The organism is Mycobacterium sp., from assembly GCF_035640695.1.
Classification (GTDB): Bacteria; Actinomycetota; Actinomycetes; order Mycobacteriales; family Mycobacteriaceae; genus Mycobacterium.
The window spans coordinates 12005-25281 of sequence record NZ_DASQVQ010000085.1; the positions used below are offsets into that span (position 1 = coordinate 12005).

The following is a 13277-nucleotide window of genomic DNA, read 5'->3' on the forward strand; positions in this document are numbered from 1 at the left end:
GATGCGTGAGTTATAAAACGGCCGTCGGGAGCAGCAAACAGAATACCGGATTCACAGTGCAGGTATTTTGCGCACACCGCTACGCCGTTTGCTGCATTTACGCAGGTAGAGCGCTCGGGTAGCACACTGCTAGTGCGCGACCTCGATTGACGCCCGACTTGGCAAACTAATCGCGATGCGCACACTATGGGCGTAGCGTGCGGTTCCTTAGCAGTTCATGGCAGACGGAAACGGCGGAGGCTCCGCATGACTTCTACACCCATCACCCGCGACGAAATCATCGCGCGGAACCTCACCGTAGTGGGTGATCACTTCTACAACGAGAATCCAGACGGCATCGATCGAGTGATCGCCGGCTACACCGACGATATCGTGTGGGAAGCGCCGGCCCGTGGTGTCGTCTACACCAACAAGGCGGATGTGCGCGAGGCCTATCTGAAGGTCTTTCAGTCCATGAAGATCCACAAGATCACCCAGCTGTATCGGTTCGCCACCGAAGAATGGGTGTTCGACGACAGCATCATCGATTTCACGCTGACCAACAACGGCTTCGAGAACTGTCCTTTCCGACCCGGGACGCGGGTCAGCATGAGGCTTCTGCACGCCTTCGAGATGCGCGACGGCAAGATATGCCGCGAGAACGGCTATGAGATTTGGCGCCGCGCGGACGACGAAGTCACGGTCCACGACTACGTACCGCCGGGATCGCACACCGAACTTTTCGGGTGACCGTTACGTACGAAGCTGGGCGCTGACCGCGATTCTCAATCCAACATATTTAGGGGTACACTGCTCGCGCGCGACCATTGTCTTCGCAGCTAGACCACACCGTTCACATGGTGCTACTGCGCGACTACCTGGACTGAGAGTGCACCGGTCGCCACAGCCCACGGCCATGTTGACGTCGCCGGTGGTGGCCGGTAAAAGCCCCCGCGCCCGTGCAGGGGGAGGTTGGTTCCCAAGCGGCCGGCCGCCCGGCGGCCGCTCAACTCTTCGGGGCAGATGGGAGCAACGTGAACGTCCAGGACCCGTTGATGACGTGACCGTCGCCCGAGGTGACCTTGTAGTTGACTGTGTAGATTCCCGGCGACGGCGAAGGCCGCATGCCGACGCTGATGTCCGCGCCGGCACTCGTGGCGGCGCCGGTTGACCACTCCTTATGGTCGGGACCGACAACGTTTACCTGCGGCGACGTTACCGCCTCGCTGAACGTTGTCGTCACTTGAGATGGAGCCTTGGAAATGGTCGCGTTTCGCGGCGGATCCGTGGCGGTAACCCAAGCGTGCGCCGACGCACTGGCCGGGTCGACGAAGGTCATTGCGGCCAGCAATACTGCCAGTGTTCCCAGGCGGGCCGACAGCCTGGCATTGGCGGCCCTAGAGAATGGCATCACGGACAGACGTCCTTCCCCTCGACCGGCTGAACCAATTCATTCTCGTACTTGCAGGCGTTTCACTCCACCGTGCCCGTTGTCGATTTCCATGTTGCGGGGCGACGAAACCCATGCAACTGTTCCGGTGCGATGCCGGGGTCCGCTGGGTGAGCTACGGTCTGTCAGCCGGAACCAAGCACATCTTCTTCAAAGCCGCGCATCGCTTCCATTGGCACGTGGTGGTTGATTACCTGCTCCGCGACCACGCACATCTGGGTCCTGGTGTTCCGTGACATTCTGCGAAGCACTTCCAAGGCGCGCACAGCGTCGAGGTCGAAGCGGTTCATGAGGATGCTCGTGGCTTGCTCGATCAGGTCTTCGGGCCAGAGCAGTTCCGGATTGGTGTCGTCTGTCACTCGCGCTCCCGACCGTCGAGTCCGCGCGTCATTTCGAATCAGGCGCGATACTCAATTATGCGCCTGCATGTGCAGCTTCGACCCCCCATTCAAGGGTGGCTCTAACGAATACGGGCCGGGCAGTCGAGGAGACTGCACTCTTCGCGAGAGTCGGCCCGTACGTGATGTCGCCGATCGTCGCAGCGCCGGGTGGTGCGCCGGCCGCATAGAAAGCAACTCCGTCAACGCACCGGGCACGGGAATCGGCCCGTCAGCCAAGCAGGATGACGGGCCGTCCCTATTGCGAGGAGAGTCCCTGTCTCGGCGGACAGCCAGTCCTGGGCAGAGCTACTACCCTGTCGCGACCTGCTTCTTGCCGAACACGCGCTCCATCACCGCGGTGTCTGTGTACGTCTGCACGCGTACCGTCTTGCCGTCGCGAATGGTGAATACCTGCGCGGCTGCGGCTTTTTCGCCGCCGGCGGTCGTTTCGCTGAGCACGATGACCGTGTCGCCCTCCGCGAAGAAGCGGCCGGGCGTAATCGTCGGCGACTTCTCGGCCAACCGGCTGAACAACTGGCCGACTTCCCCCTTGCCGTGATAGGTACCGCTGACCGCGCTGTCGCCCGGCTGGACCCACTCGATGTTGTCGTCGAGCAGGCTCATCAGCGTTTCGACGTCACCGGCGGAGAAGGCTTCGTAACCTCTCTTGACCTGCTCGATGTTCTGTTCTTGCTCTGACATTTGCCAATTCCCTTCGTTGCGCCATCCGAATGGTTCGGCCACGAGACGGGTCGGGGCGGTCCCCCAGGGAGTCGCGCTAGGTGAACTGTCGGATCACTCAGACCCTTCGCCGCCGTGCCCAAGGTAAGCCTTGGCGCCGCGATTCACGGCTGATTGACAGGAATGGAGTAGGTCGACGACTTTGCCAGCTTCAAGCCCCCCGGGCGAATGCTGTCTACGGGAAAAGCTATCGGCCCGCCACCCAAGCAGGATGACGGGCCGACGCAGAAGCCGGATTTCAATAGTTAGTCATGCCCGTGTCCGTGGCCGCCCCAACACCACCACCACAAACACCACCCGCCATGGTCTTGTTGCCACTGCACTGACGGTATGTTGCCGGGCGCTGGCGTGTATGCGTTCGCCACACCCGCGCCCAGGCCAAGAGCCGAGAGACCGAGCGTGCCGACGACGGTGGCTTCGGCGACCAGTTTCTTCATCTTCATCCCTAGTACCTCCCGCGACTCCTTGTCTTCAAATCGGCCCCCCGGGCCTCTTGGTTTGGGTGCCCGGTCACGACTCACACAAAACACGCAGTCGGCCCGAACAGGATTGCCGCGGCGGCTCGGTGTAGGGAGTCGACCTCGCTCCGGGATCTCGCGCCGCCGACTAGTTTGTACTGGTGGCCGACCGGATCAACGTCTCGTCGGGCTCGTCGTACGAGTCGGCAGTGGGTTATTCGCGCGCTGTGCGCGTCGGCCCGCACGTCGTTGTCGCCGGAACCACCGCCCAGGGTGAGAGCATCGCCGTGCAGACCCGAGAAGCCTTGCGCCGCATCGAGATTGCGCTTCGCGAGGTGGGTGCAGGGCTTGCCGATGTGGTGCGCACCCGAATGTATGTCACCGACATCGCTCGGTGGCGGGAGGTGGCGGCCGTGCACGCCGAGGTGTTCGGCGACATCCGGCCGGCCGCGACGATGATCGAGGTGTCGGCGCTGATCTCGCCTGAGCTGTTGGTCGAGGTGGAGGCGGAGGCCTACACGGCCGGCTGAAACGGCGCAAAAGCACCGTCAGGGCCGGGCGGGTATTCGGTGACGGCGATCACCGCGGCGACCGGCAGCGGACCGTACAGGTGCGGGAACAGCATCCGGAGGGCAGGAGCGAAGCGACCAGGAAACAGCATCCGGAGGGCAGGAACGAAGCGACCCGGCGACACGCACGACCCCTGCTCGGTTGCATCCCCGGGTTCCCAGCGCAGCGGTGCATCTAGCAGCTTGGGGTCAACGTGCAGAAGCAGCAGGTCACCGCGCCCGCGGTAGAGCCGATTGGCGGGCAGATGCACCTGCTGCGGGGTGGACAGATGCACAAACCCGGCATCGCCCAACGAGTGCGGCCGGTGTTCGCCCAGCCGGCGGGCGGCGGCCCAATCTTCGGCGGTGCAGATGTGCAGCAGCACCCGATGTGACATGCGTCTGACCTCCTTCGCGGCGCGAACGTGAGAGATAACACACCGGTATACGGCCGTGGAACAAAGCTGGGCGTGAATGTGTCTGTCAAAGTGGGTACAAGAAGAACGACGGAGGGACCATGAACGCAACGCTGACCGGTTCGGTACTGACGAGGGCCGACCGCTGCGATCGTTGCGGTGCCGCGGCAAGAGTGCGCGCAAAGCTTCCGTCGGGCGGGGAACTGTTGTTCTGCCAGCATCACGCGAATGAGCACGAGGCGAGGCTGCTGGAGCTGGCCGCGGTGCTAGAAGTCAGCGAAGCCGCGCCGGAGGCGTAGTCCGCGGGTCCCGAAGCGGCCCGACGCAGCCGGCTATTCGGCGGCACCAACACCTCGAGTCAGGAATCCTGGACTGGTCATGAGTGGCCAGCCGTCAACACGTTCGACGCATCCGATGTGGCGCGTCGTGGTGCGCACCCTGTCGAAGGCGTGGGATGACTCCATCTTCTCGGAGTCGGCGCAGGCGGCGTTCTGGCAGGCACTATCCCTGCCTCCACTGTTGCTTGGACTATTGGGAAGCCTGGCGTACATCGCGCCGCTGTTCGGGCCGAACACGCTGGCCACCATCGAGGAACGCCTGATCAGCGCGGCCAACAGCTTCTTCTCGGCCAGCGTGGTCAACGAGATCATCGCGCCGACGATCACCGATATCGTCCAGGGCGCCCGCGGCGAAGTGGTGTCACTGGGGTTCGTGATCTCGCTGTGGGCGGGTTCCTCGGCGATCTCGGCGTTCGTCGACTCGGTCGTGGCGGCCCATGACCAGACGCCGTTGCGCCATCCCGTGCGACAGCGGTTCTTCGCGCTGGGTCTCTACGTGGTGATGCTGGTGATCGCCGTGGTGGTGCTGCCGCTCCTGGCATTGGGCCCGCCGAAGATCTCCACATGGATTCCAGCCAGCTGGGACAACGTCTTGCAGTACGGCTATTGGCCGATGCTCGGTGTCGGCCTGGTGCTCATCGTCACCGCGCTGTATCGGGTCTCGCTGCCCAAGCCACTGCCGTCGCACCGGCTGGTGCTCGGCGCGGTCCTGGCAACCGTCGTCTTCCTGATCGCGAGCTTCGGACTGCGTTTCTACCTTCGGTGGATCACCAGCACGGGCTACACCTACGGCGCGCTGGCAACGCCGATTGCGTTTTTGCTTTTCGCTTTCTTCATGGGATTTGCGGTGTGCATTGGCGCCGAGCTCAACAATGCGATTCAGGAGCAATGGCCGGCTCCGGAAACACACGCTCGTCGTTTCCGGTGGTGGCTGAGGATGCGCACCGAGGAGCTCAGCGGCAGCGAGGCCACCGACGATAAGCCCGCGCCGGTCAGCTCTTCTTGAGCGTGTCGTAGATGCGCTTGCAGTCCGGGCACACCGGCGAGCCGGGCTTCGCAGACCGCGTCACCGGAAATACCTCGCCGCACAGCGCGACCACGTGGGTGCCAATCACCGCGCTCTCGGCGATCTTGTCCTTCTTGACGTAGTGGAAGTATTTCGGGACGTCACTACCGGTCCCATCGTCGACGCGTTCCTCGGTTTCGGTGCGTTCGATCGTTTCCGTCTGCATGAGCACATTGTGCCCGAACAAGCCATCGCCGATCCGCTCAACGGGCGCCGATCGAGTGTGGAACAGTGGAGATATGAAACACGGCCCCGAGCTGAGTTTCGACGATGACGGCCGGCCTATCTTGATCACCGGCGCCGCACCCCCGTACGAGGTGGAGCACCGACAGCGGGTGCGAAAATACCTGACATTGATGGCGTTTCGAATCCCGGCGCTGATTTTCGCCGCGGTCGCGTACGGCATCTGGCAGAACGGGCTCGTGTCTTTGCTGATCATCTTGGTGTCGGTGCCGCTGCCGTGGATGGCCGTGCTGATCGCCAACGACCGGCCGCCCCGGCGGGCCGAAGAAACGCACAGATATCCCGGGCGGCGCCGCACGCCGTTGTTCCCGACGGCGAACCGCCCGGCGCTGCGCCCCGGCAACAGCGACGCACCGCAACCACCGCCCGCGAATCATGCTGAGCGGGGCCAAGATTAGGGCATCTGACCCTATTCTCAGGACATTCTCAGGTCATCGCGGCATATCTGCAGCTCAGATGGGTTACTCGCGACAGTGAGCGGGAACTCTCTGCGCAGTTTGAGCGTTGGAAAATGTGACAGTTCGACGCGATCAGGAGGCCGTAATGGCAAATGCCACCACCAACCGGATTGACACCGATCTGGACGCCCAGAGTCCAGCTGCCGACTTGGTGCGGGTGTATTTGAACGGCATCGGCAAGACCGCGTTGCTCAACGCCGCCGATGAGGTGGAACTCGCCAAGCGGATCGAAACCGGCCTTTACGCGGAGCACCTATTGGAGACCCGCAAGCGGCTTGGCGAGAATCGCAAGCGTGACCTGGCGATGGTCGTGCGCGACGGACAGGCCGCGCGCAGCCATCTGCTGGAAGCCAACCTGCGGTTGGTGGTGTCGTTGGCGAAGCGCTACACCGGCCGGGGCATGCCGCTGCTGGACCTGATCCAGGAGGGCAACCTGGGCCTGATCCGGGCCATGGAAAAGTTCGACTACTCCAAGGGATTCAAGTTCTCGACGTATGCCACCTGGTGGATCCGTCAGGCGATTACCCGCGGTATGGCCGATCAGAGCCGCACCATCCGGCTGCCAGTCCACCTCGTCGAGCAGGTGAACAAGCTCGCCCGGATCAAGCGGGAGTTGCACCAGAACCTCGGCCGGGAGGCTACCGACGAGGAGTTGGCAGCCGAGTCCGGCATCCCGGTGGACAAGATCACCGATCTGCTCGAGCACAGCCGCGATCCGGTCAGCCTGGACATGCCGGTCGGCAGCGACGAGGAGGCGCCGCTCGGCGACTTCATCGAGGACGCCGAGGCGATGTCGGCGGAGAACGCGGTGATCTCCGAGCTGCTGCACACCGACATCCGGCACGTGCTGGCCACGCTCGACGAGCGCGAGCAGCAGGTAATCCGGCTGCGCTTCGGTCTTGACGACGGCCAGCCCCGCACCCTGGACCAGATCGGCAAACTGTTCGGACTCTCGCGCGAGCGGGTCCGCCAGATCGAGCGCGAAGTCATGGCCAAGCTGCGCAACGGCGATCGCGCCGATCGGCTGCGTTCCTACGCCAGCTGAGCCCGGCGACGCCGGCTTCGTTTTAGCTCCCTCACCCGTGTGCCCGCCGTTTCACCGGCGGGCACACGGCCGTCTGGGCCTCGCTGCTAAAGCGCCGTTACAGCAGCTAGGCCGGGTAGACTCGGGTGCCGACGAAGGGTCCCCTAATGAACGATCTTGTCGATACCACCGAGATGTATCTGCGCACGATCTACGACCTCGAAGAGGAGGGCGTGGTGCCGCTGCGCGCGCGCATCGCCGAGCGGCTCGAGCAGAGCGGCCCTACCGTCAGCCAGACCGTGTCGAGGATGGAACGCGACGGGCTGTTGCACGTGGCCGGCGATCGTCATCTGGAACTCACCGAGAAGGGCCGTGCGCTGGCCGTTTCCGTCATGCGCAAGCACCGGCTCGCCGAGCGGTTGCTGGTCGACGTCATCGGGTTGCCGTGGGAGGACGTGCACGCCGAGGCGTGCCGCTGGGAGCACGTGATGAGTGAAGATGTGGAACGACGGCTGGTGCAGGTGCTCGACAACCCGACCGTGTCCCCATTCGGCAACCCGATTCCCGGATTGGCCGAACTTGGGGTCGATTCGACCGCCGGGTCCGCCGACGCGAACCTGGTCCGGCTCACCGAGCTGCCGTCGGGTTTCCCGGTCGCCGTGGTGGTGCGCCAGCTCACCGAACACGTCCAGGGCGACGTCGACCTGATCGCACGGCTCAAGGATGCCGGCGTCGTGCCCAACGCCCGGGTGACGGTCGAGGCGCATCCCGACGGTGGCGTCGCGATCGTGATCCCCGGCCACGAGCAGGTGCACCTGCCGCACCACATGGCGCACGCGGTCAAGGTCGAGAAGGTGTAGGTTCCGTCGCGCGCGTCGGCTCAGCACGCGTGTCGGCCGAAACCGTGCCGTGGCGGCAACTGCACGCCGAGCTGATCGGCCAGCCGGTAACTGCTGACCGCCAGTTCGCGGATCCGTTCCGGCCGCAGGCCCGACTGCAGCGCCGTGTCGAGCATGCCGGCCATCCGGTGCGCCGGATCGCAGCGCAGGGCCGCCTCCAGCGCGATACCGGCCAGGGGCCCGTCGCCTCGGCTGTACGCGCTGAACGCGAGCAGCACCAGGGGCTCGGCCCGCCACGGGTTCGGCACGGCCCGCGACAACGCCGCCCACAGTGATTCGGCTTGCGCGGCGTTCTCCCCGACCGCGAGCCCGTACAGCGTGTCGCGCACCCGGATGTCGGTCAACGCGCACGCCATCCGGGCCAGTTCCGAATCCGTGAGCTCACGACCCTGCGCGACGTGCCCGGCGACCGCGATCGCGTCCTGCACGCCGCGACGGCTGCAGCCGTCGGGATCCTCGCGGCGATCGCTCTCACAGGCAGGTAGGTGACGGCGAATCAGCTCGGCCACCGCGTCGCCGCGCGAGTCATCCGCCACCGCAATCACCTTCTCGAGGTCGGCCCGCCGCGCATAGAGCCGTCGGCCATCGAGCACGGCGGCCACCGCGAGCGGCGACGCCGACGGGTCGTCGACCTTGCCGCGGGCCCCGCAGCCATCGACGCAATGCCAGAGCCCACCGCGCGCCACCCGATCCACCACGTGCACCGCCCATAAGGTAATCCCCTGGGCCGCAAGGCTTTGCGTCAGCGCGGAGGCAAGCTCGCGGTGGTCGTCGGCGCACAGCGGGCACCGCGCACCCGCGGCATCCACGATCACCGCTATCGCGGCGTCGGGTCTGGCGGCCGCGGCCACCTCGGCGATCTGATGCGTTGTGTCGGTCAGCTGCGGCGAAAGATCAACCCGCAACACCGATCCCATGGCGCCTCGTTCGATGCTGATGAGGACGAGAGATTGCTCCGGGACGAAGCCGAGCACGGCGGGCAGGGCGGCGATCAGCGCGCCGGGTTTGTTGAGCAGAAAATCAGGCTGAGATGTGGTCATGCCCCGACGGTGGCAACGAGCGCCGTCACGGACCGCCGTCAACCGTGGCGTTCTGCGGTAGGCGGCCCAGGCTGTGGATGAACTCGCGGCTGGGGATAGGCCGTTATTGCCCGCCGGCGTGACCCGCCTTGCGCACCGCATCGGTGAACAGCACATCGAGGGTCTCGGTGTCGCGCGGTTCGCCGGGCGCGGTCGCGGTGCCGGCCGTCACCCGCACATCGCCGCGCTGTGCTACCAGCGTCAGTGTTGCCTGCGGCGCGGCACCCGAGGAGGTCCGCGCGACGGCGTAACTGTCGTCGGCGTCCACCGGCGGCGGCGCCAGGAGCTCGACGCTGACCGTCGACGCGCCGCCGGGACCTTCGACAGTAAACGTCGGGCAATTAGCTAACTGGTTCCGGCGGGCACTGAGCGGTCCGTCGGCGCGACTCACCGCCACGGTCAACGAGCCTCCGGCAGCGACGGCGACGATCGCTGCGGCGTCGCGCGGTGGGGGCGCCGCGCAGCTCGACGGTGTGACAATCGCCACGGCCGGCGCACCGTCGATGTTGCGCAATGCCTGATCGGAAGCGGCAGCGTCGAGCACGACGGGCGAATAATCGGGCGGAAACCGACCAGGATCGATTAGCAGCGAGGGAAGCGGGATGGCGGCCTGAACGGACGCGGAGCCGTCGACGGCGCGACTGCATCCCGCGGTGGCGGCGACCAGCAGCAGACATCCGCAGGCACTCGACCATCGTGGCGACGACATCGCCGCCATGCTCTCATCGCGGCGGCCTCGCGCCGCTGAGGCACGCCTGCTACACGGCTTTGTTCACGAGGTATTGATGCGGCCGGCATGCGCGATTCCCATAATCGGCGTACATGTCTATCTCATGGCTTCCATGCTGGAGTACGACCTCGTCGTCATCGGTTCCGGGCCCGGCGGGCAGAAGGCCGCGATAGCCGCGGCCAAGCTCGGCAAATCGGTGGCGATCATCGAGCGCGGCCGCATGCTCGGCGGCGTGTGCGTCAACACCGGAACCATCCCGTCGAAGACCCTGCGCGAGGCGGTGGTCTACCTGACCGGCATGAGCCAACGCGAGCTTTACGGCGCCAGCTACCGCGTCAAGGAGAAGATCACCCCGGCTGACCTGCTGGCTCGCACGCAACACGTGATCGGCAAGGAAGTCGACGTGGTCCGCTCGCAGCTGATGCGCAATCGTGTTGACTTGTACACCGGTCACGGCCGCTTCCTCGACGAACACACTGTGATGGTGGAAGATCCTCACCGCGCCGAGCGAGTGACCGTCAACGGTCGCTACATCGTGATCGCCACGGGCACCAAACCGGCGCGGCCGCCGGGCGTTGAGTTCGATGAGGAACGGGTGCTGGACTCCGACGGCATCCTCGACCTGAAGTCGCTGCCGTCGTCGATGGTGGTCGTCGGCGCAGGCGTCATCGGCATCGAGTATGCATCGATGTTCGCCGCACTCGGCACCAAGGTGACCGTCGTGGAAAAACGCGACTCGATGCTGGAGTTCTGCGACCCGGAAATCGTCGAGGCGCTGCGGTTCCACCTGCGCGACCTGGCCGTCACGTTCCGGTACGGCGAGGAAGTCACCGCCGTCGATGTCGGCGCCGCCGGCACCGTCACCACCCTGGCCAGTGGCAAACAGATCCCCGCCGAGACCGTGATGTACTCCGCCGGCCGGCAGGGCCAGACCGACCATCTAGACCTCGCCAACGCCGGCCTGGAAGCCGATAACCGGGGCCGGATCTTCGTCGACGACGACTTCCAGACCAAGGTCGACCACATCTACGCCGTCGGCGATGTGATCGGCTTCCCCGCGCTGGCCGCGACATCGATGGATCAAGGCCGGCTCGCCGCCTACCATGCGTTCGGCGAGCCGACGTCCGGGATGACCGAGCTGCAGCCGATCGGCATCTACTCGATCCCCGAAGTGTCGTATGTCGGCGCGACCGAGGTTGAGCTGACAAAGGATTCGATCCCCTACGAAGTTGGCGTCTCCCGGTACCGAGAGCTGGCCCGGGGGCAGATCGCCGGCGACTCCTACGGGATGCTCAAGCTGCTGGTGTCCACCGAGGACCTCAAGTTGCTCGGCGTACACATCTTCGGCACCAGCGCGACGGAGCTGGTGCACATCGGCCAGGCGGTGATGGGCTGCGGCGGCAGCATCGAATATCTCGTTGACGCGGTGATCAACTACCCGACGTTTTCGGAGGCCTACAAGGTTGCCGCGCTTGACGTCATGAACAAGATGCGCGCGCTCAACCAGTTCCGGGCCTGACGCAGTGGTCGTCGAACGACTCGGGCGCAATGTCGGCGGGCCCACCCGCCTCGGCCCGCGCCAGCAGCCGCGCCACGCCGTCGTCGAATGGCGGTGAATACGAGACGTTTTCGTCGGGACAGCCGCCGCCGTGCAAGCCCCCGATCAGGCCGACGAGAGTTGATCCGTTGCGCCAGGGCCCGCCGCTGGTGCCGTCGTCGAAGCCGGCGCATCTCATGGACGGGAACCCGCCGGACGCGACCGCGGCGGAGCCGCGGCAGCCGATCGGACCACCGCCGGAACCGAGCGGATACGCCGTAATGGTCACCGCTGTGCCCGCGTTCGGTGCGCGGCCCAGCGCAAAGCCCGGGCCGGCGAGCGCCTCGATGGAGTCGGCGCCGTCGCGACCAACGCGTGCGATCGCGTAGTCGGCCACCGGATCCCGAGCAGCCAACCACCGCTGGTCGAAGTAGACCCCGTGCACCGCCCAGGTGCCGGCCGGCCCGCCCGCACCGGCGAACCCGGGCACGAAGGTGATGTCATATCCGTCGGCCAGGCAGTGCGCCGCGGTGACGATGAGATCCCCAGTTTTCGAGTGCAGCACCGCCGCCGCACATGTGTGCAGGTCGGTGGCCCCGAGGAAGACGGCGCCGACGTGCGGATCAGCGTCGACCGGCGCGGCGGTGGCGACAGGCGGCGGTATCGGGCTGGGCGGGGCCGACGGCGCGGATCGGCCGCAGGCCTGGGCCGCGACCAGCACGATAATCACCGCCAAACACGCCAACACCCGCGACATTGCACCGATCATGCCCGAGTGAATTCTTCTGTGCGCGAAAGACCACGCCGGCGCGGAATCGCCGCATGTGGGTGTCGCGTTGCGCTGGGGAGGGTATATGTGTTCGCGAATATCGGCATCCGATGGCGTTGGCCGTGATCTGAGGGACACTAGACGTCACGGCATCCTGTTAGGGACGCTCAGGGAGGCGAGACCATGTCTGACGAGCACCAACCGCACTACCGGCCCGACGAGTCCGGCATTTACGAGCTGGAGTTTCCCGCGCCGCAGCTGTCCGCCGCCGACGGCCGGGGGCCGGTGATGATTCACGCGCTCGAGGGCTTCTCCGACGCGGGCCACGCGATCCGGCTCGCGGCCAAGTATCTCAGGGAAACGCTTTCCACCGAGCTGGTGGCCTCTTTCGCGATCGACGAGCTGCTGGATTACCGGTCACGTCGTCCGTTGATGACATTCAAGACCGATCACTTCACCCAGTACGAAGACCCGGAGCTGAGCATGTACGCGCTGCATGACAGCGTCGGCACGCCGTTTCTGCTGCTGGCCGGCATGGAACCGGACGTGAAGTGGGAACGGTTCATCACCGCGGTGCGGCTGCTGGCCGAGCGTCTGGGAGTGCGCCGAACTATCGGCCTGGGAACGATCCCGATGGCCGTGCCGCACACGCGGCCGATCACGATGACCGCCCACGCCAACAAGCGCGAGCTGATCGCCGACCACACGCCGTGGATCGGCGAGGTGCAGGTGCCCGGCAGCGCGTCGAACCTGCTGGAGTTTCGCCTGGCCCAGCACGGCCACGACGTGGTGGGGTTCACCGTGCATGTCCCCCACTATCTGGCGCAGACCGACTACCCTGCGGCCGCCGAGGCGCTGCTTGCGGAGGTCGCCAAGAGCGGCTCGTTGCAGATCCCGCTGGAGCCGCTGACCGACGCGGCGGCCGAGGTGCAGGCCAAGGTCGACGAGCAGGTCAACGCGAGCCCGGAGGTCGCTCAGGTGGTCACCGCGTTGGAGCGACAGTACGATGCGTTCGTCGCCGCCCAGGAAAATAGGTCGTTGCTGTCACAGGAGGACCTGCCGAGCGGGGACGAGCTGGGCGCGGAGTTCGAGCGCTTCCTGGCCCAACAGTCCCGCAACGGGGAAGGCGACGAGAACAGCTGAGCCACGCGCGCCGCCAGGC

17 protein-coding genes are annotated in these 13277 nt (G+C 65.6%); 9 read left to right on the forward strand and 8 right to left on the reverse strand.

From position 1 onward, the window contains the following. Positions 1 to 246: 246 nt before the first annotated feature. Entirely contained in the window at positions 247 to 729 is a 483-nt protein-coding gene (locus tag VE759_RS10315; protein ID WP_324931310.1) for a nuclear transport factor 2 family protein, read from the forward strand. A 256-nt stretch (positions 730 to 985) separates the two neighbouring features. Here the strand turns inward: VE759_RS10315 and VE759_RS10320 are convergent, their stop codons facing one another. From VE759_RS10320 to VE759_RS10330, 3 genes are all read right to left on the reverse strand, one after another. Continuing rightward, positions 986 to 1390: a copper resistance CopC family protein gene (locus VE759_RS10320; protein ID WP_324931314.1), complete on the reverse strand. Its 405-nt coding sequence runs from the start codon at positions 1388 to 1390 to the stop codon at positions 986 to 988. 164 nt (positions 1391 to 1554) lie between these two features. Continuing rightward, on the reverse strand, positions 1555 to 1788 hold the full coding sequence (locus VE759_RS10325; protein ID WP_324931317.1) for an ANTAR domain-containing protein: 234 nt from the start codon (positions 1786 to 1788) through the stop codon (positions 1555 to 1557). 330 nt (positions 1789 to 2118) lie between these two features. Continuing rightward, positions 2119 to 2511: a nuclear transport factor 2 family protein gene (locus tag VE759_RS10330; RefSeq protein WP_324931520.1), complete on the reverse strand. Its 393-nt coding sequence runs from the start codon at positions 2509 to 2511 to the stop codon at positions 2119 to 2121. Between the two features lie 658 nt (positions 2512 to 3169). Here VE759_RS10330 and VE759_RS10335 point away from each other — a divergent pair. Beyond that, positions 3170 to 3538 carry a RidA family protein gene (locus tag VE759_RS10335; RefSeq protein WP_414687879.1) on the forward strand — a complete coding sequence of 123 codons (369 nt, stop codon included), beginning with the start codon at positions 3170 to 3172 and terminating at the stop codon, positions 3536 to 3538. Here the strand turns inward: VE759_RS10335 and VE759_RS10340 are convergent. Next, entirely contained in the window at positions 3523 to 3954 is a 432-nt protein-coding gene (locus VE759_RS10340) for a DUF952 domain-containing protein (RefSeq protein WP_324931320.1), read from the reverse strand. The two genes, VE759_RS10335 and VE759_RS10340, sit on opposite strands and share 16 nt — an antisense overlap. Before the next feature lie 119 nt (positions 3955 to 4073). Between VE759_RS10340 and VE759_RS10345 the strand changes: the two genes are divergently transcribed. Beyond that, positions 4074 to 4271, forward strand: coding sequence for a DUF7455 domain-containing protein (locus tag VE759_RS10345; RefSeq protein WP_324931323.1), 198 nt, complete (start codon positions 4074 to 4076; stop codon positions 4269 to 4271). A gap of 79 nt (positions 4272 to 4350) precedes the next feature. Continuing rightward, a complete protein-coding gene (locus tag VE759_RS10350) occupies positions 4351 to 5316 on the forward strand; it encodes a YihY/virulence factor BrkB family protein (protein ID WP_324931325.1) in 966 nt (321 codons plus the stop codon). On the opposite strand, the gene VE759_RS10355 is transcribed toward VE759_RS10350, so the two are convergent. Then, positions 5303 to 5542 (reverse strand): DUF3039 domain-containing protein, encoded by a 240-nt coding sequence (locus VE759_RS10355; protein ID WP_324931328.1) that lies wholly within the window; start codon positions 5540 to 5542, stop codon positions 5303 to 5305. The genes VE759_RS10350 and VE759_RS10355 overlap by 14 nt on opposite strands. Positions 5543 to 5597: 55 nt before the next feature. Between VE759_RS10355 and VE759_RS10360 the strand changes: the two genes are divergently transcribed. The 3 genes from VE759_RS10360 (at position 5598) to VE759_RS10370 (ending at position 7961) form a co-directional block, all read left to right on the forward strand. Beyond that, entirely contained in the window at positions 5598 to 6017 is a 420-nt protein-coding gene (locus VE759_RS10360) for a DUF3099 domain-containing protein (RefSeq protein ID WP_414687882.1), read from the forward strand. A gap of 115 nt (positions 6018 to 6132) precedes the next feature. Further along, positions 6133 to 7122: a sigma-70 family RNA polymerase sigma factor gene (locus VE759_RS10365; RefSeq protein ID WP_324931332.1), complete on the forward strand. Its 990-nt coding sequence runs from the start codon at positions 6133 to 6135 to the stop codon at positions 7120 to 7122. 146 nt (positions 7123 to 7268) lie between these two features. Further along, positions 7269 to 7961 carry a metal-dependent transcriptional regulator gene (locus tag VE759_RS10370; protein WP_324931335.1) on the forward strand — a complete coding sequence of 231 codons (693 nt, stop codon included), beginning with the start codon at positions 7269 to 7271 and terminating at the stop codon, positions 7959 to 7961. A 20-nt stretch (positions 7962 to 7981) separates the two neighbouring features. Here the strand turns inward: VE759_RS10370 and VE759_RS10375 are convergent, their stop codons facing one another. Next, positions 7982 to 9040 (reverse strand): DUF4192 domain-containing protein, encoded by a 1059-nt coding sequence (locus tag VE759_RS10375; RefSeq protein ID WP_324931338.1) that lies wholly within the window; start codon positions 9038 to 9040, stop codon positions 7982 to 7984. A 103-nt stretch (positions 9041 to 9143) separates the two neighbouring features. Next, on the reverse strand, positions 9144 to 9788 hold the full coding sequence (locus tag VE759_RS10380; protein WP_324931341.1) for a hypothetical protein: 645 nt from the start codon (positions 9786 to 9788) through the stop codon (positions 9144 to 9146). A 133-nt stretch (positions 9789 to 9921) separates the two neighbouring features. On the opposite strand from VE759_RS10380, the gene sthA reads away from it, so the two are divergent. After that, positions 9922 to 11328 carry a Si-specific NAD(P)(+) transhydrogenase gene (gene sthA, locus VE759_RS10385; protein WP_324931526.1) on the forward strand — a complete coding sequence of 469 codons (1407 nt, stop codon included), beginning with the start codon at positions 9922 to 9924 and terminating at the stop codon, positions 11326 to 11328. Here the strand turns inward: sthA and VE759_RS10390 are convergent. Then, complete coding sequence (locus VE759_RS10390; protein WP_324931343.1) at positions 11309 to 12103, reverse strand: trypsin-like serine peptidase; 795 nt, start codon at positions 12101 to 12103, stop codon at positions 11309 to 11311. The two genes, sthA and VE759_RS10390, sit on opposite strands and share 20 nt — an antisense overlap. 195 nt (positions 12104 to 12298) lie before the next feature. Between VE759_RS10390 and VE759_RS10395 the strand changes: the two genes are divergently transcribed. Continuing rightward, the gene (locus VE759_RS10395) at positions 12299 to 13258 is read left to right on the forward strand and encodes a PAC2 family protein (protein WP_324931346.1); all 960 of its coding nucleotides are present in this window, start codon (positions 12299 to 12301) and stop codon (positions 13256 to 13258) included. Positions 13259 to 13277 lie beyond the last annotated feature (19 nt).